Raw genomic sequence first — 23,441 nt, forward strand, 5'->3', positions numbered from 1 at the left:
CAGGCGCTCCTAGCGGGCCGGACCCGACGGAACCTGCCCCTCCACCTTGACCATGGTCCCGATTGGGGCGTTGTCAAAGATCCACTTGGCGTCCTGCTCATACATATTGATGCAGCCGTGGGATCCGTATTGGGCAGGGTCGCCCTTGGCAATGCCGGCAGAGTTCCAGCTGGCCGTGTGGAAGCCCTCGCTGCCGTTGTAGTAGGAGACCCATTTGACATTGGGCGTGACGTAGCCCTGCCCACGCATGGTCTGGACCGCGTAGCGCACATTGATGAAGAAGGTGCCGGTGTCGGACCATTTCCCGTTATCGGGCTTGCCTGAGCATATGGGGAAGGTCTTGACCTGGGTGGTGCCGTGGTAGGCGGTGGCGGTCTGGTCGCTGAGGTTGACCTGGATCCAGATGTCGCCGTCTGGCACGTCGTATCGGGCCACCCGAGTCTGCTCCTTGTGGGGTGTGATCTCGGCGCTCGCCTGGACGGGATTCGTGTCGCCCTCTTCCAGGGCCTTGACGACCAGGTCCGCCGTGGCGGACACATCCGTTACCCGGACACCGTCCACTCCCTTGGTGGTCTCGGCCACCACATCGCCCTTGGTGTTCTTGACGTTGACGGCGGTGACCATATCCCGGTCCAGCTGCCGGGCCAGCTCCTGGTCCAGATACTGCTTGATGGCCTGCCGATCGAAGCCCAGCTCCATGGTCCCCTTGTCCAGATCGGTGACCGGCTTGACCCAGGTGGCCACAGTGGCGGCCGGGACGGTCATGAGGTCATCATCGGCACCCTTGATGACCAGGTCCTTGGCCAGTCGTTGGTTGGCCTGGGAGGCCACCTGATTGGCGGTGTCCAGGCTGATGGGCATGGTCACGTCCTTATAGACCACCCCCACGGCCAGACGCCTGCCGGGCTTGTCTATCAAGGATGAGACGGCATCCTGCACGCGGCCCAGCTCAGGCGCCTTGCCTCCGCGACCCTCTTGTGGCCGGAAGGCGTGTGCGCCTTGATCAAAAACGATAGTGGAGGGAACGGAGCGGTCCTGACGGGGGATGAAACGTTCAGTCAGATACCTGTCCATGGCCAGCTGATCCCGCTCGGCAACCAGCGGCACCGCCTCGCCATGGAAGGGGTTCAGCCGGGAGAGGCCCGCAGACCCCTTGGCGTTCATGATCTTGGTGACCGTGGCATCCGAATCCACGCTTACGCCCAGGTCCTTCAGCCCTGCCCGGGCAGAGGTGCCTTCACCCTTGAGCTCCACCTGGGAGTCCCGAACCTGCCGATCGACGATCTGCCTGACCTGGTCCTTGGTCCGACCCATCATGACCTGCCCGCCCAGGGTGACGCCGGGGGCCACCCGATCGCGGAAGAAGGCACGGACGCCGAACCAGCAACCCACCAGGATCAGTACAGCCAGAAGCAGCAGGGCCAGGATGGTGCGTCCGCGGTGACCGCTCGAAGGAGCCTTGTGGGCGGCACCTGCGCCGAAAGCCCGCTCTGCTTCTTCATCGGCGAACAGGTCCACAGGGTCGGGCCCCTCCCCGGTCGTCGGCGGCATAGTCACGGTTTCGGCCTGGTCGACATCAGAGATACGAGGCTCTTCTTGCCCCTCCATGGCCATAACACACCTTTCGCTGCTGACAGTTCTTCGAAATATCTTACGACGAGACCAGGTCCGAGGGCGCAACACCACTCGGATGAATCAGAGCTCGCTGCCGTACCACTGCTCAATCATATGTCTGGCCACACTGGCCGTCTGAGGTATGCGCAACCGACCCGAGGACAGAGCAGCGCTGAATTCCTCCCGTGTGAACCAGTTGGCCTCATCGGTTTCCTGACCGTCCACCCGGATGTCCGTATTCAGGGATCTGGCTCTGAAGGCCACCATCAGGGAGGCTGGGAAGGGCCAGGGCTGGGAGCCCAGATACCGCATCTCCCCCAGGTTCAGGCCCACCTCTTCCAGGGTCTCCCGCCGGACTGCATGCTCCAGATTCTCGCCAGCCTCGACGAATCCGGCAGTGACCGAGCAAAAGCCGGGAGCCCACTTCCGATTGTGCTGGAGCAGAAGCCGGTCGCGGCCATCCACCACGGCCATGATCACTGCGGGTTCGATGCGGGGAAAGAGCGTGTGTTGGTCCCCTGATGCATCCCCCTGGCAGATCTGAGCCCATCCGGCTTGGCAGGGATGGACCGGTGCGCCGCAGTGGGGGCAGAAGGCCTGGCGTCCATGCCATACGGACAGGGCGACCGCACAGGTTGCCAGGCCCACCTGACGCGGACGCCCATGAGGGGCATACTCACGCAGGCCAAGCCAGTCGAAGCGCCGATCGGCAGCCTGAGCCAAATCACGAAGAGTGTCCTGGACGGCCCGACCGGCGCAGGCAAGATCCAGATCCAGGGCCAGCCAGGCCTGCCGGTCGGCCTTCCCAAGGTAGTAGCAGGGCGGCTCGAACTGGTCTGCCGAGCCTGTCAGAGGATCCCGCAAGTATGCAGCAGGCAGGGTGGCCAGACGGATGCCGGCTCCAGTGCGACCAGCCAGCGCCCCTTTGCCCTTGGGCACGGCCACCTTCTCGCCCCGCACCAGGATGACCCCCGTGTTGTCCCGCTCCAGCAGATGGTCAAGCAGACCGGGCTGCGGCCGCGATGCCGTGTCGTAGTCCACATCCCCCTGAGCCAGAGGCAGGAAGGGCAGGGGCTCGGTAAGGGCCAGCGGGGAGAAGACCGTTTCGCAATCGCTCATGAGAGCCTCCCTACGCGACGAACCAGGTCCAGCAGGGCAGCAGCCACCCGATCCGGATGCTCGACGGCACTGAAGTGACCGCAGTCGTCGATGGCGGTGAAAGTGACATCGGTGCCGGCCTGACGCATGGCCTGAGCCAGAGGCTCCATGGCGCGTGGAGGGCTGGAGGGGTCGCAGCGGCCGCTGACCAGGGCCACGGGCACCCTGATGCGGCCGACCAGATCACTTTGATCCGGGCGGCCCGCAGCCATCCGCTCCCGCCAGGCGATGCCCCGGGGATCCTGGGACTGTATCCATTCGGTCATGGTCTGCACGAAGGCGGGCGAACGCTTGAACGTGGAATCACCCTCCTGGGGCCGGGCGAAGTGCATGACCGGCTCAAGCGTCCCCTCCACCTCACAGGTTCGGGCGATATGCAGCCGCTTGGCCCGGGATGCCGGACGGTCAGCCATCATGGTGGTGTCGCACAGGGCCAGACCGGCCACCATCTGCGGGTAAAGCCTGGCTACCGCCTCGACCAGGTAGCCGCCCATGGAAAGCCCGACCCAGATGGCCTTCTGCACACCCGTGGCGGCGACCATGTCCGCAAAGGCTCGGGCCATGGCGTCCAAGGCACCGGGCAGGGCACCATCAGAGTCTGCCGGACCACAGGACGCCGGCCCAGGCAGGGGGCAATCCCCTGCTCCAGGCATATCAGGGGCGTAGACCGGGAAGGGGGTCATACCCGCACGATCCGCCTGGGCGATCAGCGAGGCCGCGCACCGATCCCACATGCGGTGATCCACAGGGAAGGCATGGACCAGCACCAAGGGCAGTCCCTCCCCGTGGCGATATACGGTATTGGCAATCCTCATGCCCGCCTCCAAGGATTCTCGGCTCATAGTGCTCATAGTGCACCAGCCCAGGTCAGGGCGCTCATCAGCACCTTGCCGTGTCCTCCGGGCATCTGGCTCATGAAGGACTCCAGCATATCCCCCTTGGGATCGATCCACTCCACATCCAGGGTCTCGTCCTGGGGCTTGCAGTCCCCGGCCACCGGCACCAGGTAGCACAGAGCGATGGCATGCTGACGCGGATCGTAGTACTCCGAGACCCCCGGCGTGGGGAAGAACTCAGCCACGGTGAAAGGCTGGGGGCTGGCAGGCAGCATAGGCAGGGCCAGCTGGCCCAGATCCTTGGCGATGTTTCTGGCCAGCGCCTCCCTGATGGTCTCGTGGTAGAGGATCCGTCCGGTGATCAGCGTGCGCTCGATGTTACCCTGATCATCCACGCGTAGAAGGGTGCCCACCTGGGTGACAGCGCTCATTTCATCCACGCGAACCGGAACCACCTCAACATAGGGCATGGGCAGGCATCGCCGCGCACGGTCGATGGCGTCACGGTCCAGCCATCCGGGGGGATTCGAGCCTGAAAAACCCCGGTTGAAGTCCTCTGGGGTGATGTGTGAGAAGGCGCCACGGTCGCGATCGGCATCGAAGTCGTCATCATCGGGAATCTCGTCGTTCAGCACTGGCATGTCTCCATTATCCGTACCAGGCTTGACCGGCCACGGGACCCCGGCGGACATCTCCACCCAGAGCATATTCGGGCGCTTTCTCCAGCCTTGATGGAATGCTGATGATTGAAAGCGGTTGCTAAGCACGGGAGCTTCCCGCGCGACAGTCAAACGACTTCAAGGAGCGTTATTATGGCCACCACGACTATTACCTCGGAAAACTTCGAGCAAACCATCAAGGACAACGACCTGGTGTTGATTGACTTCTGGGCCACCTGGTGCGGACCCTGCAAGGCCTTTGGCCCCATCTTCGAGAAGGCTTCGCAGGCCAACACCGACATCGTCTTCGGCAAGGTGGACATCGACCAGAACCAGGATCTGGCCGCGGCCGCCGACATCCAAGCGGTGCCCACGCTGATGATCACCAAGCAGGGGCAGATCATCTTCAAGCAGGCCGGCGCACTCAGGTCTTCGGATCTGAACGACCTGATCGACCAGGCTCGCAAGGCCGATTTGTCAACCCCGGCACAGGCCTGAGTCAGTCGAGTTGGTTCCAAGACCGATTTGCACTAAAGTAGTGATGTGTTTGTCCAGTGACCCTTTCGGCGCTACCGGAAGCATGCGGTCGATAGGAAGCGTTACGTCGACTGATCACTGAGGATCTGTCGGTCCCAACAGAGGAGAGTAATGGCGAACCACCGTAGAGGACGGATGAGTGCGGTCAAGGCTCTGACCAGGCGTCAGTGGCTGCGGTTGGCTGCCGGTGTCACTGTTCTCGGCATGGTCGTTGGCGCGGGCTTCGTCTCGCGCGACTTCTACACATCCACTGAGAGCTCTGCCAAGTCAGGCGTAACATCCTATTCAGCCACCCAGGATGTGGACACGGTGTCCCGCGGCAGCACCAGGCAGGCCATCCGCAATGGTGCGGGCGGCGCCAACGCGAACACATCCTATGTAAATGTGCAGATCAATGGGAAGAACAAGGTGGTCCTGGGTACAGGCTTCACCGATGTCAAATCCGTGCTGGAGGCCGGGGACATCACCCTGCAGCCTGGGGACCAGATCACCCCGTCTCTGACCACTCGCGTCACTGAGAAGACCGTCATCCGCATCGACCGGGCCGACGCCCAGGTCAAGACGGAGGAGTCGCCCATTCCCTTCAACACCATCGAAGAGAAGACCAACTCCCTCCCGGCAGGCACCACCAAGGTCAAGACGGAGGGACAGAACGGCGTCATGGAGACCACCAGCCTGGTCACGGCAGCCGGCAACAAGCACCTAACCAGCAACATTTTCGCCTCCTTCGTCAAGACGGTCCCCGTCGACAAGGTGGTTCTGGTGGGCACCGGCGGCGGTACTCCCGCAAAGTCAGGGTCGACCACCACCACGGTCCCCGTAGGTACGGCCCAAAGCATCGCCCACGGTCTGGTCACCTCCCGTGGCTGGGGCGAGGACCAGTTCACCTGCCTGGTGCAGCTGTGGAACAAGGAGTCCGGCTGGCGGACCAATGCCTCCAACCCATCTGGCGCCTACGGCATTCCTCAGGCATTGCCGGGTAGCAAGATGGCCTCGGCCGGTCCCAACTGGCAGACCGATGCCCACACCCAGATTGTTTGGGGCCTGGGCTACATCCAAGGCCGCTACGGAAACCCCTGCGGCGCATGGGCCCAATCCCAGGCGACCAACTGGTACTGATCCCTTTTCATACAACTTAATCAGGAACTTCCGGCAGGCTGGTTCGGCTTGCCGGAAGTTCTTTTTATATCCACGAAACAACCAATCCCAATTTCCTGCCGCGAATCCGACCACCAAGGCAAAAGACAGGCCTCAATGAGAACTTGGTATTCCAGAACCACATGATATAAACTGATTTTGATTGAACGTCATGCACGTCGGTCATGGGGATTGAGCTGGGAATGCAGGTGCCACGTTGCATGCGCCGTTGCTTTCAAAGGGGACCGTATGCAATCGTCATCCAGAAGTCGTGCATGCTGTATAGCTTCTCTTGCAGCCATTATCGCCTCAGGGCTCATATTAGGAAATCTCTCGGGAATTGACCTGGCACAGGCGGATGCCACCGCATCCCCGACAGCATCGCAAAGCATGGAAAATCAAGGCGAAGGGGTGACCCCTGGTATACCCAGCTCAACCCAAACTCCTTCTATTGCCTCCTCGCCAACAGAAACTCAGAAGCTGGATTCCCCTGTCCAAACAACACCATCTCCCGTCTTTCCATCCCCCACCTCACTAAGCTCAGCAAGCCCTACCCCTTCCACCCGGTCGGCAAGCCCCTGCCCAAATAATCAGTGTTCGGTGACCTTTGATACCGGCCAAGCCGACACAGCAGCCCCTGACTCTCAGACTGTCCTTTCGGGCGGTCTGGCGAAACGACCGACCGACCCCACCAGGCATGGATACCTCTTCGACGGTTGGTTCGTCGGCCAGGTAGCCTACGACTTCAACCAACCCGTCACCAACAACCTGAAGCTGACCGCAAAATGGACAGCCGGCGACGGCCATTGGTCTCTTACACCTGCACATGGAGCCATATCGGGGGGCACCACTGTGACGGTGGCTCCCCCAGCGACCCGGGGCATCAAATTCTCACAGATTACGTCAGGATCCACCCAGTCACTGGCCCTGGGCTCGGACGGCAACATCTATTCCTGGGGCAAAAACGCTTACGGTCAGCAAGGCGACGGCACAAACATCGATCGCCAAGCCCCAATAAAAGTATCTAAGCCAGCCAATGCACCAAAAGGATTCATTTTCACGAAAGTAGACGCTGGTGATCATTCAGCCCTGGCCATGGGTTCGGATGGCAACCTTTACACTTGGGGATTCAATGCTTCTGGACAGCTGGGCGATGGGACCACCGAAAACCGCAGCAGACCTGCTCCGGTGAAAAAGCCGGATGGGGCCGCGCCTGGATTTACCTGGAAGCAGGCAAACACCAGGTGGGACCACACTGTGGCCTTGGGATCAGACGGCAATCTCTACGCATGGGGACTCAACGCATATGGGCAACTCGGCAATACCAGCGTTCCCAGAGGTCCCAACAATCCAGCTGCATACAGCACTAAACCCGTCCCCGTAAGCAAGCCGGCGGGAATCACCTTTACCCAGCCGGCCACGGGACGGTACAGTTCCATGGCCATGGGATCCGACGGAAAACTCTATGCCTGGGGATGGAACAGTTATGGTCGCCTAGGAGACGGTACCACAACAGATCGTTTGACACCCACCCAAGTCCTTCAGCCCAATGGGGTCACCTTCTCGCAATTCAATGTAGGAGCCGACTACAGTTTCGCCATCACTACGAACGGGGATCTTTACGGCTGGGGGTGGAACGACAGCGGGCGTCTGGGAGACGGCACCACAACAGACAGGCATGTGCCGACTCTCATACCTCGTCCGAATGGGACACCTGCAGGATTCACCTGGAAACAGGTCATGGGCAGGGACTACCACGGCATGGGCATCGGTTCAGATGGCAATCTTTATACCTGGGGCGTCAACTGGTACGGCGATCTGGGCTTGCCAGACGTCCCTACCGGCCAGACCAGCTACATCACCAGACCCCGGCCTGTGCAAAAGCCTAAACCATCCGTGGCTGGACAAGAAACCAGCTGGGTTCGGCTCTATGCTGGCTGGGAGCAATCCTTAGCCTTGGGGTCAGATGGGAACCTATATACCTGGGGTTGGAACAGCGGGGGCCAACTGGGTGACCCGACCATCCCCACCGGTTACGACAACAGCAAAGCAATGAGGCTGACTCCGGGCCTGGCGGCATTCCCCCTTACACCGGATCTTACTGCGGTCAAATTCGACCAAACACTGGGCAGCAATCTGAAAAAAGCAGGTACGAACTGGCAGGTGGTGACGCCAGCCCATAGGAAGGGCCGAGTGGATGCGACCATCACCTGGAATCTCTATGGTCCGCAACCCGATGACATCCTGGATTACACCTATGACCCGCCCACCTATGTCGTCACTTTCGACAAGGCCGACGGCAGCCAGCCCACCAGTCAGTCGGTCGTCGAAGACCAGACAGCTTCCAGACCGGAACAGGACCCGACCCGTCCTGGTTTCCTCTTCGACGGCTGGTTCGGCGGCGATGCGGCCTATGACTTTGCTTCCCCCGTCAAGGGTTCCCTGAAACTGACGGCCCACTGGACGGCAGGCAGCGGGCAATGGACCACCTCTCCCAAGCAGGGTCCCGACAGTGGCCAGACCAAGGTGACCCTGGTTCCGCCTACAGCGCGAGGCATTAGGTTCAGTCAGGTCAGCGCCGGCGATGATCATTCATTGGCTCTCGGATCGGATGGAAACGTCTATTCCTGGGGTGCCAATAAATACGGACAGCTTGGCGATGGGACCACAACGGACCGCTTGACCCCGGTGCAGATTCCCAAACCCACAGGCGTGAAGCGATTCACACAGGTCAGTGCAGGAAAGGCCTTCTCATTGGCCTTGGATGGCCAGGGCCATGTCTGGGCATGGGGGCTTAACAGCTCTGGACAGTTGGGTAGCAATGCCGTTGTCACCAATGGTTCAGCCGCATACAGCTCCAACCCGATTCGCGTGCAGGCCCCTAGCGGTATGACCGCAACTAACTTCACTCTCACTGGTATCAGCGCAGGCATCACTCATGTCCTGGCCGTAGACAGGCAAGGCAGAGCCTGGGGCTGGGGGTCCAATGAGTTCGGCAAACTGGGCGTTCCTTCAAACACTGTAGCGACGACAGGGATCACAACCAGACCCGTCCAGGTAGCAACCCCGCAAGGCGAGACGACTGGATTCCGCTATGCACAGGTCAGCGCGGGCGGCTCACATTCCCTGGCGACTGACACCCAGGGTCGTACCTGGGGCTGGGGATCGAACCAGAACGGCGACCTGGGTAACACGAGCGATGTAGCACTCAACGGCTACACCTTTACACCCGTCCAGGCCAAACCGGGCATCAACCCGACAGGTGGATTCAAGCCGGTTCAAATTATCGCAGGCAGCGGCCACTCCTCCGCCCTCGATGATCTGGGACGCCTATGGTCCTGGGGCGGGAACAGCAATGGAGAGCTCGGCCTGGGCGACACCACCACGAGGACTGCTCCGTCCCTGGTAGCCATGCCTGCAAACGTCAGCACCTTCACACAGTTGACAGGCAGCAGGGCTAGCGGCAATTCACTGGCGCTGGACCAGAACGGAAACATCTGGGGCTGGGGCCAAAACTCATCAGGCATGTTGGGGACCGGGGGCACAGGCAGCCTGAACAAGCCAACCAGAATGGGCAATCCATCAGGCATCGATCACTTCGTCAAGGTCAGCGCCGGCACAGGACACACCCTGGCCATAGCTTCCACCGGCAGCACCATGGGATGGGGAGACAACGGCCAAGGAAGGCTGGGGAATAACTCGACCCAAACGGTCTACTCCCCTGTCAAAGCGCTCTTCCCCTTCAGGCTCGGAACCCCGTCCACAGTCCAATTCGGAGGCGTCAGTGGAACCAGCCTAAGCTCCACGGAACAGCAAGACGGCACCTGGACCGTGCTGACACCGAACCATCAGGCCGGCGACACGACTGTCAGCATCGCTTGGACGCTCAATGGGGCTCCACAGCCCAACGATGAGACCAATGCCTTCCGTTTCGTCCACTATGGCATCCTCCCCTTGACCGGAGAGGCAGGCATCCTCGTCATCATCATGGTCGGCTCGCTGGCTGCAGTCAGTGGCCTGGCTGCCAAACGGCAGCGCCTTGAAACGCAAAGCGGACAAGATGGAAAGGCTGCCGCTCGGCACAAGCACTGACGGGCACGAACGAGCAGGGCCCCGCCACCTATCTAGTGGCGGGGCCCTGCTGCGGTCTCTGTGCCTGATTTGCTCTATTCACACCCTCAAACAGTCAGATCAACCCGACAACAGCATGACGACTACCTGCATTGCTGAGCAATGGTTCTGACGAATGGCTGCTTGTGGATGCCTTGTGTTTGCGAAACCGTGCTCAGAGCACGGCCTGGAGCACGAAGTCCAGGATGAAGAGGGCCGAGACCGCCCAGATGATGGGGTGGACCTCCTTGCCCTTGCGCTTGCAGACCATGGTCAGGCAGTAGGTGATGAAACCTGCGGCCACACCGTAGGAGATGGAGTAGGCAAAGCCCATGAAGATGGCCGTGAAGAAGGCCGGAATGGCCTCAGACAGCTCGCCCCACTCAATCTCTGCGAAGGAGCTCATCATCATGCAGCCCACAATGACCAGGACGGGCGCAGTGGCCGCCGAAGGCACAGCCGAAATCAGCGGAGCGAAGATGGCGCTGAGCGCGAAGCAGGCGGCGATAACCACCGAGGTCAGTCCGGTCCGGCCACCGGCTGCGATGCCCGCAGCGGACTCCACATAGGTGGTGGTGTTGGAGGTGCCGAAGAGGGCGCCGATGGAGGTGGCCGTAGCATCGGCGAACAGGGCCCTATCCATCTTGGAGCTGAAGCCTCGACCGGTTTCCAGAGCCTGCTCATCCTCGGCTGAGAAGATGCCTGAGCGCCGACCGGTGCCCACAAAGGTGCCGATGGTGTCGAAGGTGTCCGACAGGGAGAAGGCGAAGATGGTCACCAGAACCACTGGCAGCTTGGCCGGGTCGGAGAAGAGGGCAGGGAAGCCCTCCGGACTGAAAATGGCCAGGAAAGTCTGCGGCAGCTGTGACCAGGCCTGTCCCAGATCGACCGACTTGGCCATGCTGGTGACCCCCATGGGAATGCCCAGGAGCGTGACCGCGATGATGGCGATGACAAAGGCGCCTTTGTTGATGAAGGCCAGATGACCCTTGAACTTGAAGATCAGGAGGAAGACGGTCAGCAACAAGCCGATGACGAAGAGGATGACACCGGGGGTGTTGAAAGTGGTCAGCCCTGGGTTGGCGCCGGCTGCCGAGGTCTTGTCAGGGGTGAACTTGATGATGCCCACATTGAGCAGACCCACATAGGCGATGAAGACGCCGATGCCACCGCCGATGGCGTGCTGGAGCAGGGGCGGAATGGCCTGGATGATCATCTTGCGCAGCTTGGTGGCCGTGACCAGGATGTTGATCAGGCCACACAGGAAGACCATGCACATGGTCTGTTGCCAGGTGAAGCCCAATCCCTTGACCACGGTGAAGGTGAAGAAGGCATCCAGTCCGACTCCTGGCGCCACGCCGTAGGGCACATTGGCCACCAGACCCATGATCAGGGTGCCGATGATGGCAGCGATCAGGGTGGCGAGAAAGACTGCACCCCAGGGCATGCCTGCCGTGGAGAGCACCGAGGGATTCACCACGATGATGTAGGCCATGGCGAAGAAGGTGGTGATGCCTGCTACCACTTCCGTAGAGACTGTGGTATTATTATCCGAAAGCCGAAATAGCTTATGCATATTCGATTCCTTATTGTCTTATTTGGCGATGAGACAAGGAAAGAATATCACGAGCACTCGGCTTTTTCTGTTACAGGTCCCCCCTGTTGAGCTCCAATACCGCCGCAGCACTGTCCGCTCACCTATAATCGGCATACCGGCAGGGCCCTGAAGCTTTCCCCACCTGGGAATGACTTATAGGGCGCGGCGCTTTCGAGGAGGGACATATGGCCAGGAACAATCATTGGGATCCGGACGATCAGAAGCAGTATCAGCACGTGCATGACAGCGAGGTTGATCGCGGACAGGATGAACGCGCCGCCGAGCGGATTGCAGCCGCCACGGTCAACAAGCAGCGCACCCGCGAGGGCCGCACCCTGCGCCAGGAGCAGGAGCGCCGCGGCCAGGGCACAGACGTCAAAAAGGACGAGAAGAAGGACGAGAAGAAGGACTGAATCCTCAGAGGGCGCCCATCAGCAGATGCGCCAAGACCATGAGCGCCGCACCGATCACCGCAGTCAGGGCCAGGGTGAATCCGGCCAGACGGGCGTTGCCAAGAACCTTGTCGGTGAACATGGTGGCGAAAACCGCCGTCGGAGCCAGGCAACACAGGGCCACCGCCTGACGGATCAGGGGTTCGAAGGGCAGCAGATACCATGCGGCCGTCGCGAACAGGATGCCGAAGGGCAGCCGCCAGGCCAGAATCTGCAATACGGACTTGACATCATCCCGTCCGCCAGGCAAGTCCATGAGCATGCCCACCATAAGCATGGAGCAGAAGGCGTTGGCTGCAGAGAGTGGACGGGTGACCTGGGCCGACCAGTCCGGCAATGAGATTCCGGCCAAGGTAAAGCACACCATGACCATGTAGGTGTCGAAGGAGGGGGAGCTCAGGAAGCCCTTGGCTATGGAGATGGCTGCGGCCTTGCGATGGAGTTTGCGGGCATCCGGGTCATCCAGCTTGACCGGCTCCCCCGCATCAGGATCCAGGGACTGGCCCGGTCGAATATGCAGAAGCCCCTGGGTCATGACGTTGGTCCCGGCAGAGACCATGACCGAGTTGCCGATGTCGAACATGGCGGCGGGAACCAGGGCCGCCGTGCCCAGCAGCGACTGGAGCATGGGGAAGCAGAAGCATCCGATGTTGAAACCCGATCCGTTGAGCATAAGAAAAGCCCGCTGAGCCGTGGGCCGATGCCTGCTGGTCAGGAAGATGGCCAGGGGCGGAATCAGCGAGGCCACGAAGGCGAAGGCCGAGACCAGAAGAAGGCTGGGATCGTGGGGGTTGGTGGCGAAGGAGTAGATGATGGCCCCCGGCAGGACCAAGTCGAACACTACGGTCTGCAACACCCGGTAGTCCAAGGGACGAAAGAGTCCAAAGCGCTTGAACAGGTAGCCCACCAGGATAATGCCCAAGAGGGTAGCCGGTTCCAGCAATACTCCCATGCCCTCGCTCCTTCCGTGGATGCCGGAACCATGATACCTGACGGGCGGGTGCGCAGACCGGTTCCGTCTCAGCCGAAGCGACCGGAGATGTAGCGCTCGGTGTCCGGCTCGTGCGGGTTGGAGAAGATCGTGGTGGTGTCGTCCATCTCCACCAAATGGCCGGGCTGACCGACCGCCTTGAGATTGAAGAAGGCCGTATAGTCCGAGACCCTGGCGGCCTGCTGCATGTTATGGGTGACGATGACGATGGTGTAGTCCCGTTTGAGCTCGTTGATCAGATCCTCCACAGCCAGGGTGGAAATGGGGTCCAGGGCCGAACAGGGTTCGTCCATGAGCAGGACCTGGGGGTGTACGGCCACGGCACGGGCGATGCAGAGCCGCTGCTGCTGACCGCCCGAGAGCCCGATGCCCGGCTTGTCCAGGCGATCCTTGACCTCATTCCAAAGGTTGGCTCCGCGCAGGGCCCACTCCACCAGATCGTCCGCGTCCGACTTGGCGATGTGCTTCTTGTTCAGCCGTATGCCGGCAAGGACGTTCTCCCGGATGGACATGGTCGGGAAGGGGTTGGCCCTCTGGAAGACCATGCCCACGTCCCGCCGCACCTCGACCGGGTCTACATCCGGTCCGTAAAGGTCACGACCCTCCAAGAGCACCTGCCCGCTCACATGCGCCCCCGGTGTTATCTCGTGCATGCGGTCCAGGGTGCGCAGGACCGTTGACTTGCCGCAACCGGAGGGGCCGATGAAGGCGGTGACCTTGTTGGCCTGGATTCGCATGTTCACGTCCTGGACGGCCAGGAAATCGCCGTAGTAGACGTTGAGGTGGTTGATGTCTATGCGTTGGCCCATGTTCCGGCCTCCGTTTCTCTCATGGCGGCGCTCAACGGGTCCGCCCAACAGCAAAGATGCGCGAGACCAGCCGCCCAAGCAGATTGAGCAGCAGGACGATAAGAATCAGCACCAGGGCCGCAGCCCAGGCCCGCTGCATGTGGATGTCGCTCAGGCATCCCGGATCGGCCCCCGGTCCGCAGACGGCCAGCCCCTGGGAATACTCGTTGTAGACGAAGACCGGCAGGGTGGTCATCCTTCCGGAGAAGAGATTGGGGTTGGTGGTGGCGATGAAGCCCGAGGCGATCAGCAGTGGCGCTGTCTCCCCGATGACCCTTGCCACAGCCAGAATGGTGCCCGAGACGATGCCGGGCAGGGCCGTGCGCAGAACAATGCTGGTGATGGTCCGCTGCTTGGTCACTCCTAAGGCGTAGGCCGCCTCGCGCAGGTCGTCGGGAACCACGGCCAGCATATCCTCGGAGGTCTTGACCACCGTGGGCAGCATGAGCAGGGAGAGGGCCACAGAACCGGCCAGGCCGTTGACGGTGCCCGGTCCGACCACCAGGGCGAACATGGAGAAGGCGAAGAGGCCGGCCACGATGGAGGGAATCCCGCTCATCACGTCCACCATGAGACTGATGGCCTTGGCCAGACGGCCTCCATGGGCGTACTCGACCAGATATACCGCGCACATGACCCCCACCGGAATGGAGATGACCATGGAGCCAAAGGTGATCTCCAGGGTGCCGATTACCGCATGCAGGATGCCGCCATAGCCTCCGGTCGGCGTAGGGTTGCCCCCTACCACCCCGCTCATATTGTGGGTTAGGAAGTCCGGTGTCAGCCGTCGCACCCCCTTGGACAGGCTGACCCAGAGCACCGAAACCAACGGAATCAGGGCCACCAGGAAGGAGAGCCCGATCAGTACGGTCATCAGCCGGTCCTTACGCTTGCGCGCCCGGATGGAGGACCTGGTGGGCCTGAAGCGGTCAAAATCGATGACCGGTCCATGATCAGTTCGGCTTGCCATCATGCACCCGCCTTTGCTGTGATCCTGCGCGCCAGATAGTTGACGATGAAGGTGATGATGAAGAGGACCAGGCCGGTGGCAACCAGGAGGGCCACGCCCTGGGAGTCCGCCTCGGGGAACTGGGCGGCGATATTGGCGGCGATGGTCTGGCTTTTTGAAGCCTGCAGCAGCCGCAGGGAGTAGCTGAAACCGGGCGAAAGGATCATCAGCACCGCCATGGTCTCGCCCAGGGCGCGCCCCAGCCCAAGCATGGAGGCCGAGATGATGCCCGAGCGGCCGAAGGGCAGGACCGCAAGCCGGATCATCTCCCACTTGGTGGCACCCAGGGCCAAGGCGGCCTCCTGCTGAAGTCGAGGGGCCTGGATCAGGATGTCTCGGGTGACCGAGGTGATGATGGGCAGGATCATGACCGCCAGTACCAGGGCCACCGTGGCCACGGACCGGGCCGGGGCTGCAACGGGTCCGGAAAAGAGCGGGATCCAGCCCAAATGGACAGACAGCCAACGCCAGAAGCCGGTGATATTGGGAACCAGGACCAGAGCCCCCCAGAGCCCGTAGATCACCGAGGGCACCGCGGCCAGCAGGTCGATCACCGTGCTGAGGAGCGTGGACAGACGGGCGGGGGCGTAGTAGCCGATGAAGAGGGCGATACCCAGGGAGACGGGGAAGGCCAGGAGCAGGGCCAGGCCGGCAATCAGAACGGTGCCGAAAACCAGCGGGCCCACATAACCCAGGAAACTGCTGGCCCGTCCCCCGCTCAGGGAAAGGATGGCCTGGGTTCGGGAATCCGGGTCTCCGGTGAAAGCCGGAAAGGCCCGCAGGATCAGAAAGAGGGTGACCGCAGCCAGGGCCAGCAGGATCAGGATGCCCGCCCCGGTGGCGCAGGCCTTGAAGATCCGGTCCACCCGTTTGGCCTTATTCAGGGTTGCAGCCTCGTCCGGTTTCTCGCTCATGACTTCCCCCCAATGGTCTCCACCGAGGCCATGGCCTGACTGCGGAGCCCCTGCCCCAGCTCGGCGCTGCCCGCATTGGCCGCAGCCATGCGCTGACCCTGCTCGCTCAGCAGATAGGTCAGCCAGGCCTTGGCGAACCGGGCCTTGGATCCGTCCTGATCGTCCCGATAGACGGTGCAGGCCACATCGTAGGAGACCAGGACGATGGGATAGGTGTGTTTCCGTGTGGTGCGATGGTCCACGGTCAGGACCACCCGGCCGGGCTGGCTGGCCTGGGGATCCCGTTGGGCCGAATCCAGCAGGTTGGCCACGGTCTTTGCTGTAGGCGGCTGCCAGGTCTTCCCCACCTGGACGGCCACGGTCCCCAACCCGGTGGTCTGTGCCGCGTCCGCATAGCCAAAGGTGCCCTCTGCCTGGTTCATGGTCATGACCACCCCGGCAGTGCCCTTGGCACCCTGCCCCAGGTCGTTGGGCCAATTCTCACCCGCTGGATAAGGCCAAGCGGACCCGGCGGTGTCGTGTAGATAAGAGAGGAAGCTTTTCGTGGTGCCCGACTTGTCCGAACGATGAATCACCGTGATGTCCAGGTCGGGCAGATTGGCCCCCGGGTTGAGGGCTGCGATGCGCGAATCCCGCCAGTTGGTGACCTTTCCGGAGAAAATCATGGCGATCAGAGCCGGGTCCATCCGCAGATGGCCGCCTGAGCCCTTCGGCCACAGATCCGGAAGATTGTAGGCCACGGCGATTGGGGTGGCGTAAACAGGCAGGTCAATGGCCGTACCGGAACCACAGACCTTACGCGAGTGCTCAAGCTGCTCTGTTGTCAGCGGCGCATCGGTGCCGGCCCAAATGGTCGAACCGGACAGAAAGGCATTGACTCCAGCACCGGAACCTGCCGGGTCATAGGAGATGCGCGCCCCCGGATGCTGCTTGCGGAAGCCGGCTATCCAGGCCTCGTCGGCGCTCTGCTGGGAGGATGCGCCAGATCCGGCGAACTCGCCCTGGAAGAGGGCTTGATCTGCCCCATCGCCCGTACCGCCTCCATCGACGGGGACGTTGTCGCCGCAGGCCGCCAGGGAAATCATCATTGCCAAGGACATGAGGAGGGCCGGGAATCTACCACGACCATGACCATGTGCGTGCATGCTACCTACCTTGACCGCCGTTGCATTTCAAACGTCCGTCCTCATCAGCCCGTGTCGGATCCTCCCGTATTCACATTACCGAAGCTCGCCTCACACAGCATACTGGAAACGCTGAACGCCGGACAAGGTCGCCACATCCGCGTCAGCCATGTGGAAAAACTCAATCACAATCCACAGACGGGTATATTATAAGGTCATTGTCAGACGCTTAGCTCTCTTGTTCTTTTCTTAGTGTCACCGGTATCGGTATGCCCTGATTTGCTTTCTAGGACGGCACCGCAGGGAGTGGTATGCGCAGTGAGGACTAACCCGAAGGAAGTGGTGGTGCATGAGGAAGCAGGAGCTCGCCAAGCAAGGGCGGACCCTCAGCAAGGATGGAGCCTTCGTCAACGGAAAGCTCACCCATGAGGCCTTCCTTTCGCTGGCCATCCTGACCGTCATCACCTTCCTGGGCAACTTCACCCAGCTGCAGCTGGCTTCGGCCCTGCCCACCATTGTGGACGAGTTCCACATCACCCTGACCACCGGCCAGTGGCTGACCTCGGTATTCCAGCTGGTCATGGGCGTCATGGTGCCGCTGACCGGCTTTCTGACCAAGCGCTTCTCCACCAGACAGATCGTCATCACCTCCATGGCCGTCTTCACCCTGGGGTCTCTGTTGAGCTGGCAGTCGCAGACCTTCGCCCTGGTCCTGCTGGGTCGCATCCTTGAGGCCATCGGCACGGGAACCATGTGGCCCGTCCTGCAGATCACCGTCTTCTCCATCTACCCTCTGGCCAAGCGCGGCATGGCCATGGGTACCGTGGGCCTGGCCATGAGCGTGGCTCCGGCCATCGGCCCCACCCTGGGCGGATGGCAGACAGATGCCAACGGCTGGCGTTCCATCTTCCTGACGCTGAGCATCTGCGGGGCCGTGGCGCTGCTCCTGTCCATCTTCGGCCTGCGCAACTTCGGCCAGCGCGACACCAGCGTCAAGGCGGACTTCTTCTCGGTGGCCCTTTCCATCTTCGGATTCGGTGGCCTCATGTTCGGCTTCACCAACATCGAGAACTTCCCCATCACCTCCTTCATGACCTGGCCCTTCATGCTGGTCGGCCTGATCGGGATCATCTGGTTCGTTCTTCGCCAGCTCCACCACGACAAGCCCCTGCTGGACCTGCATGTGCTGCGGATCAAGAACTTCACCGTAGGCACCATCATCGCATCCATGTCCTTCTTCGCCTTCAGCTCGGTCACCGTCATCCTGCCCATGTACATCCAGACTGATCGCGGCTTCTCTGCCACCATGAGCGGTCTGGTTATGCTGCCCGGAGCCATCGGCACCGCCATAGCCCAGTTCTTCGGCGGCCGCCTGCTGGACCGCTGGGGAGCACGGCCCGTGGCCATGACGGGCTGCTCGGTCCTGCTGCTGGGCACCATCGCCATGAGCCTGATCGGCGCCAATACCTGGATCGGTTTGGTCTCCATCTGCCAGTTCATCCGCCAGATCGGTATGGGCTTCACCCTGATGCCCTTGACCACCTGGTCCCTGAACAACCTGGCTCCCAAGGACGTTTCAGCCGGTTCGGCCGTCACCAACACGGCCCGGCAGATCGCCGGCGCCGTCGGCGCACCCATCCTGGTCATCCTCATGGAGACCATCACCACCCTGCGCCACAACGCCATGGGCGGCGGTCACTCCACCCAGATCGCAGCCAACATCTTCGGCGTGCAGTGGGCCCTGCGCATCTCGGCACTGATCTGCCTGGGCATGGTTCTGCTGGTCTACTTCGGCGTCCGTGGAAACGGCGCCGGCTCCGGCCGTCAGATGACCCGCATGCTCCTGCGCCACATGCACATCATCCACACCGATGCTCCTGCCGTCACAGCCTCCACCGCCGACACCAAAACCCAGGACTGATCACCGGGGTGTCTTTCTCCGGTACCCGCTAGATCTGACCAGATTCATCGCAAGGTGCAGGATCGACAGACTGGTAAACACAAGACGTCAACTGAAAGATGTCAGTTGTCAGCTTGTTCTTTCGGCGGAAGTATCGGTCTCCTGTAGGCCAGCAATCAGCGATCCTGCGGAAGAGGCTGGCCCGGGCACGTATGCAGAACGGCCAGCATGGCCTGCTTTTCCGAGCTTGTGACGCTCAGGGAGTACTTGTCCTTGACCGCTATCTGACGGGCCACATAGGAGCACTGATAGTCCTTGTTCTCGGGCAACCAGTAGTCGGCCGAGGCACTCCCCTTGGACTGGTTGGCGGGGCCGTCAACAGCAAGAAGATTGTAGGGGTCGTTGCCAAAACGGTAGCGGCGGGCCGTGTCCCACTTGCTGGCTCCTGACCGCCAGGCATTCTCCAGGGCGACCACATGGTCGATCTGCACAGCCGAGCTGGTCTTCGGCCCTCTGACGAATTCGATGGTCCGCCCGGTATAAGGGTCCTGCAGACGACCACTGGCCACCTTGCACCCGCCGGGAGTGGTGGTACGCAGGTCGGTCAGGTCGCGTGTCAGCACATCCTCGCGCACATTGCAGCCGTTGCCGTCCTCGTCGGTCTCCTTGAAGCCGAAGGCCTCGCGCCTGTACTGGCGGCCGGGACGGGCATGATCGTCCACTGTCAGACCCTGAAGGGTCTGGGCCGCATCGCCGGTTGCTGTATATCGTCCGGTCAGCCGTCCGACTCCACCGTTGACCCTTGGCAGTATCAGGCCGATGGTGATGCCCAGGACCACAGCCACTACCAGAAGGATCAGCACCCGTTCCGTGAGTGATTCGCGACGGAAGCGGGCCGGGGCGGGACTTCGCCAGACCGAACCGTACCGGCTGCGGCCTCGATACCGATATCTTCTACGTCTCGGACCGGTCATCTACCGCCGATACCTCCTATGTCGACTGCATGCATGAATCATCCATCATAGCGGTCAGGCGTATGCATAGGTCATCGGGTCGTGTCCTGCGCGCACCGGGGAGTCCATGGCATCGATGGCGGCATGCTCCTCAGGTGTCAGGTTGAAGCCGAACAGGTCCAGGTTCTCGGCCTGCCTTTCCCTGTGGACAGACTTGGGAATGATGATGGTCCCGTTCTCGATGTGCCAACGCAGCACCACCTGGGCCGGCGTAACCCCGTGGGCCTGGGCGATTTGCTCCAGCTTTCCCCCGCCGGCTGTCAGATCTGCACCGCGCGCCAATGGCGAGTATGCCTGGATGGCGATGCCGTGCTCCTTGCAAAAGGCGGTCACCGAGCGCTGCTGCCAGCTGGGGTGCAGCTCAATCTGATCCACGGCAGGGTACTCCCCCGTCTCCCGGTGCAGCCGTTCCAGGTGTTCTGGCAGGAAGTTGCAGACCCCCAGGGTCCGCACCCGCCCCTCATCGCGCAGCCGATGGAAAGCTCGCCAAACCTGGTCAGCCCGCCAATCGAACGGTGTCGGCCAGTGAATCATATACATGTCGACATAGTCGGTGCCCAGCAGGGCCAGCTGGCGGTCGAAGGCCTGCAGAGCGCTGTCATACCCCTGCTCGGAGTCGCGCAGCTTGGTGGTCAGCCACAGCTTGGTCCGTTCAGGACCGCTCTGGCAACCGAATGCCTTGAGGCCACGGCCCACGCCGCCTTCGTTGCGATAACCCGCTGCCGTATCGATGTGGCGATAACCCAGCTCCAGGGCGGATTGCACTACTCCAGCGGTTTGATCGTCGTCGATCCTGAGCACACCCAGGCCCACCTGCGGAATGCGATTGCCGTCAGACAATAAGATGTCAGGAACTGCTGTCATGGTCCACACCTTCCCAGGATGCAGCCCAGCAGTCTGCCGGGCCATGCTCGCTCCATTCTAGAGCCAGGCAAAAGTCTGGCTGCAACAGAACAGTCCTATGTGGTCAAACCTGCCCGCTCATGCACCGGCTTAGATTTTGCTGATGCTGAAGAAGTACAGCACGTGGGTATCGAACCAGTGGTAGCCAAGGTCGAATACGGGCAACAGGCTGATCTTCATCATCATGCCGACCGTACCCCAGGCGAAGAAGAGGCCGAGCACAGCCAACAGCCACATGAAGGCGCTGCAGATTCGCCGGGTTTTGATCAGCCGGCGACGACGGGTGGCTTCTGAACGGGTCTCCTGCTCATGGCTGACCATGATCGTGGCCAGCGGCTCCCCCATGGTCCCCGGTCCGGTCGCTCGAGATTCCAGATGCTCCATCTGCTCCAGCTCGTGACGGCAGTTGCGCCGGCGACGTGAAAGCAGGTACCAACCCACCAGGCAGGCCAGGAACAGGGCCAGAAGCACCCAGACCATGTAAATGGGCGCCCCTTCAGGTTGGGTGGGAGGCACGTCGTCGCCGATATAGTGACCACGCACGATCAGTCTGTGGGAGTTGACGCCATAGGGGTAGCAGGTCAGCAGGGTCACATAGTTGGAATTCTGGATTGGCTGCAAGGCGCTGACATCGGTAGGCAAGATAATCTTAATCTGATCCACCTTGTAGCTCATATGCCGCTTGAGCACTCGTATCTGGAAGACGTCCCCCTTGCGCAACTGCGTCAGGTTGTCGAAAAGCATGTAGCCGACTTCGCCGGTGTGTCCAGTGATAACGGAGTGGATAGTTCGGTTGTCTGTAGGGACGTGGGTTGTGGCGATGTGCCCGGTGCCGTCTTTGAGCACCTCATCGCTGGTACCGTGCCGCACGGGCAGCTTGACATTGATCTTGGGGATCTCCACATAGGCCATCATGCCTTTGCCGTCTACATTGAGGATTTTGTAGTAGCGGCCCAGTGGTTCCTTGACTTCCTTGTACTTGAAGGGGTCCCTCAGCGTAGGCTTGCCCAATTCCTCGTCATACTTCTTGGCATCACGCCACATCGCCCTGCGCTGTGCAGGCGAGAGTGCATCCACGATCTGATCGTAGTTGTCTACTGCGGAGGAATCCTTGGAATAGTTCACATAGGCTGCCAGCAGGGGATAGAGAAAGATTGCCAGACCAATCAGGAAGGCCAAGGTTTCCAGGAGGCCGAACCCCCGCCCTGACTTGCCAGCCCTGCCACCGTTCTTGGCCTGTTTGGATGCAGTCGCAGCTTCCTGATCTGCTTTACCTTGTTGGACTGTGTCCTGGGAATGATTTCCTGAAACGACAATTATCGGAGCAGACGTTGTAGCGTGGCCTGGAACTGTCACCGGAGCTGCTATTGCATCTGAATCATCCGATTCTGAAGCTCCGCGATCCTCAGGTGTTGCCGAAGGCGGATAGGAGGGCGGCACCTCGGAACTAGGAGCATAGGAAGGTGGCATGTACCCTTGCTCAACAGGCATATCTGACGATGCTGACTCAGCCGGCATGGACGCATAGGAAACTTCACCGTTTCCGGTCGTCTGGGATGGGCTCATAGTAGCCGAGTCAGTGTGCTGGTCCATCTATAGCCTTTCTCGTGCCCGCTTCAAATAGTCCGATTGTTAGTTCTTGACATACAAAGACCGGCGGCACCTGTATGATACCGCCGGTCTTTACACATCCTCACAGATGCCTACGATGCCGTTTGATGGCATCACACCGACATTGCCATGAGAATACCTAGTGCTCATCCCTGTTCCAGGATCGTGCGACTACCGCCAAGTACAGGCCCATCATGGCCAGGATCATAAGCAGAATCCCAGGCGCTACCATGGATACACCGGTAGCTGCCAGCTTGCCTGGTCCAGATCGGACGACTGGGACGACCTGAGGTATGTCCACAAGCTTGGGGCTTATAGTCACATCATAAAGCGGATGGACTTCACCCTGCTCGCGGTAGAGCGGCAACTGTACGACCACAGGATCGGCTTTTACCTTTGCATTCTTAGGTGTGGCTACCAGAGTGATCAACCAGTATGAAGCATGGAAGTAGTCGCCATCAAAAACAGCTGGACTTCCTCCGGTCAGACTGGGTGCGTCTAAATCAAGATTGGCTCCTGTAAGCCAGACACCTTGTGATTTGGCTTCTGATGCGTTTGTTATGGTGCCTTCTTCATCAGAGACACCGTAGTATTCAGCGGGTTGTGTCTTGTCCTTGAAAGCATCTGGATTGGCTGCCACCTCGTTGCTGATGGCCGCTTGTGCCTTATCGGCGCCAGGATTATGGTCAAGTGCCTCCACCCGGCTCTTCAGAGTACCGGCATCCAGCCTCAGGGCACGAAACACATACCCTGCTCCAGCCGATACAGGAGCACTCGGCAGGATGTCATTCTGACCTCCTTGACCTGAATGCCCTCTCTTGAGTTGCACCGTCAGGGTCGGGTTGACCGTCTCCGCCTCTGCCGCCGGCGTCATATCGAAAGCGGTAAGGCCTAAACAGGCCACGGCCGCAATCAGACAGGGCAGGACCCGGTGGGTGAGGCATTTCGGCAAGGCAATTCCCTTCATAAACCTTCCCTTCCAAGGCCGCCTTTCGACGACGTGGTTGCGTCAGATCCACTGGCTGAGT

General features: G+C 60.9%; 19 protein-coding genes. 5 read left to right on the forward strand and 14 right to left on the reverse strand.

Annotation, left to right across the window (positions count from 1 at the left end):
- Positions 1-9: 9 nt before the first annotated feature.
- The 4 genes from H3U90_RS01765 to H3U90_RS01780 all read right to left on the reverse strand — a co-directional run bounded on the left by H3U90_RS01765 (position 10) and on the right by H3U90_RS01780 (position 4,249).
- A complete protein-coding gene (locus H3U90_RS01765; RefSeq protein WP_198176808.1) occupies positions 10-1,608 on the reverse strand; it encodes a L,D-transpeptidase family protein in 1,599 nt (532 codons plus the stop codon).
- Between the two features lie 87 nt (positions 1,609-1,695).
- On the reverse strand, positions 1,696-2,733 hold the full coding sequence (gene nudC, locus H3U90_RS01770; protein WP_198176809.1) for an NAD(+) diphosphatase: 1,038 nt from the start codon (positions 2,731-2,733) through the stop codon (positions 1,696-1,698).
- Positions 2,730-3,587: an alpha/beta fold hydrolase gene (locus H3U90_RS01775; RefSeq protein WP_198177573.1), complete on the reverse strand. Its 858-nt coding sequence runs from the start codon at positions 3,585-3,587 to the stop codon at positions 2,730-2,732. Before H3U90_RS01775 ends, nudC begins: the two co-directional genes overlap by 4 nt.
- Positions 3,588-3,619: 32 nt before the next feature.
- Positions 3,620-4,249 carry an NUDIX hydrolase family protein gene (locus tag H3U90_RS01780; RefSeq protein WP_029677767.1) on the reverse strand — a complete coding sequence of 210 codons (630 nt, stop codon included), beginning with the start codon at positions 4,247-4,249 and terminating at the stop codon, positions 3,620-3,622.
- A gap of 171 nt (positions 4,250-4,420) precedes the next feature.
- Here H3U90_RS01780 and trxA point away from each other — a divergent pair, with 171 nt between their 5' ends.
- The 3 genes from trxA (at position 4,421) to H3U90_RS01795 (ending at position 10,033) form a co-directional block, all read left to right on the forward strand.
- Positions 4,421-4,765 (forward strand): thioredoxin, encoded by a 345-nt coding sequence (gene trxA / locus H3U90_RS01785; protein WP_045935079.1) that lies wholly within the window; start codon positions 4,421-4,423, stop codon positions 4,763-4,765.
- Positions 4,766-4,915: 150 nt separating this feature from the next.
- Positions 4,916-5,923 carry a G5 domain-containing protein gene (locus tag H3U90_RS01790; protein ID WP_198176810.1) on the forward strand — a complete coding sequence of 336 codons (1,008 nt, stop codon included), beginning with the start codon at positions 4,916-4,918 and terminating at the stop codon, positions 5,921-5,923.
- Between the two features lie 618 nt (positions 5,924-6,541).
- Positions 6,542-10,033 carry an RCC1 domain-containing protein gene (locus H3U90_RS01795; RefSeq protein ID WP_198176811.1) on the forward strand — a complete coding sequence of 1,164 codons (3,492 nt, stop codon included), beginning with the start codon at positions 6,542-6,544 and terminating at the stop codon, positions 10,031-10,033.
- A 193-nt stretch (positions 10,034-10,226) separates the two neighbouring features.
- Here H3U90_RS01795 and H3U90_RS01800 read toward each other — a convergent pair whose 3' ends face one another.
- Positions 10,227-11,627, reverse strand: a complete 1,401-nt coding sequence (locus H3U90_RS01800; RefSeq protein WP_198176812.1) for an NCS2 family permease — start codon at positions 11,625-11,627, stop codon at positions 10,227-10,229.
- 206 nt (positions 11,628-11,833) lie between these two features.
- Here H3U90_RS01800 and H3U90_RS01805 point away from each other — a divergent pair, with 206 nt between their 5' ends.
- Positions 11,834-12,061 carry a hypothetical protein gene (locus tag H3U90_RS01805; RefSeq protein ID WP_198176813.1) on the forward strand — a complete coding sequence of 76 codons (228 nt, stop codon included), beginning with the start codon at positions 11,834-11,836 and terminating at the stop codon, positions 12,059-12,061.
- Positions 12,062-12,065: 4 nt separating this feature from the next.
- Here H3U90_RS01805 and H3U90_RS01810 read toward each other — a convergent pair whose 3' ends face one another.
- The 5 genes from H3U90_RS01810 to H3U90_RS01830 form a co-directional block, all read right to left on the reverse strand.
- Positions 12,066-13,052: an AEC family transporter gene (locus H3U90_RS01810; protein WP_198176814.1), complete on the reverse strand. Its 987-nt coding sequence runs from the start codon at positions 13,050-13,052 to the stop codon at positions 12,066-12,068.
- Positions 13,053-13,120: 68 nt separating this feature from the next.
- The gene (gene pstB / locus H3U90_RS01815; RefSeq protein WP_024627440.1) at positions 13,121-13,900 is read right to left on the reverse strand and encodes a phosphate ABC transporter ATP-binding protein PstB; all 780 of its coding nucleotides are present in this window, start codon (positions 13,898-13,900) and stop codon (positions 13,121-13,123) included.
- 31 nt (positions 13,901-13,931) lie between these two features.
- Complete coding sequence (pstA, locus tag H3U90_RS01820; protein ID WP_198176815.1) at positions 13,932-14,912, reverse strand: phosphate ABC transporter permease PstA; 981 nt, start codon at positions 14,910-14,912, stop codon at positions 13,932-13,934.
- Entirely contained in the window at positions 14,909-15,862 is a 954-nt protein-coding gene (gene pstC, locus H3U90_RS01825; protein WP_198176816.1) for a phosphate ABC transporter permease subunit PstC, read from the reverse strand. The genes pstA and pstC overlap by 4 nt, the downstream gene beginning before the upstream one ends.
- A complete protein-coding gene (locus tag H3U90_RS01830) occupies positions 15,859-17,007 on the reverse strand; it encodes a phosphate ABC transporter substrate-binding protein PstS (protein ID WP_198176817.1) in 1,149 nt (382 codons plus the stop codon). Before H3U90_RS01830 ends, pstC begins: the two co-directional genes overlap by 4 nt.
- 328 nt (positions 17,008-17,335) lie before the next feature.
- Between H3U90_RS01830 and H3U90_RS01835 the strand changes: the two genes are divergently transcribed.
- Entirely contained in the window at positions 17,336-18,907 is a 1,572-nt protein-coding gene (locus tag H3U90_RS01835) for an MDR family MFS transporter (protein ID WP_198176818.1), read from the forward strand.
- Positions 18,908-19,062: 155 nt separating this feature from the next.
- Here H3U90_RS01835 and H3U90_RS01840 read toward each other — a convergent pair whose 3' ends face one another.
- From H3U90_RS01840 to H3U90_RS01855, 4 genes are all read right to left on the reverse strand, one after another.
- Positions 19,063-19,860: an HNH endonuclease family protein gene (locus tag H3U90_RS01840; protein ID WP_232340520.1), complete on the reverse strand. Its 798-nt coding sequence runs from the start codon at positions 19,858-19,860 to the stop codon at positions 19,063-19,065.
- Between the two features lie 54 nt (positions 19,861-19,914).
- Positions 19,915-20,763, reverse strand: coding sequence for an aldo/keto reductase (locus tag H3U90_RS01845; RefSeq protein ID WP_198176819.1), 849 nt, complete (start codon positions 20,761-20,763; stop codon positions 19,915-19,917).
- A 129-nt stretch (positions 20,764-20,892) separates the two neighbouring features.
- Positions 20,893-21,981: a class C sortase gene (locus H3U90_RS01850; protein WP_195760163.1), complete on the reverse strand. Its 1,089-nt coding sequence runs from the start codon at positions 21,979-21,981 to the stop codon at positions 20,893-20,895.
- Positions 21,982-22,552: 571 nt separating this feature from the next.
- Positions 22,553-23,380 (reverse strand): hypothetical protein, encoded by an 828-nt coding sequence (locus tag H3U90_RS01855; RefSeq protein WP_198176820.1) that lies wholly within the window; start codon positions 23,378-23,380, stop codon positions 22,553-22,555.
- Positions 23,381-23,441: the final 61 nt, after the last annotated feature.

Origin of the sequence: Bifidobacterium sp. W8103, assembly GCF_016100775.1 — a bacterium.
Lineage (GTDB): Bacteria > Actinomycetota > Actinomycetes > Actinomycetales > Bifidobacteriaceae > Bombiscardovia > Bombiscardovia choladohabitans.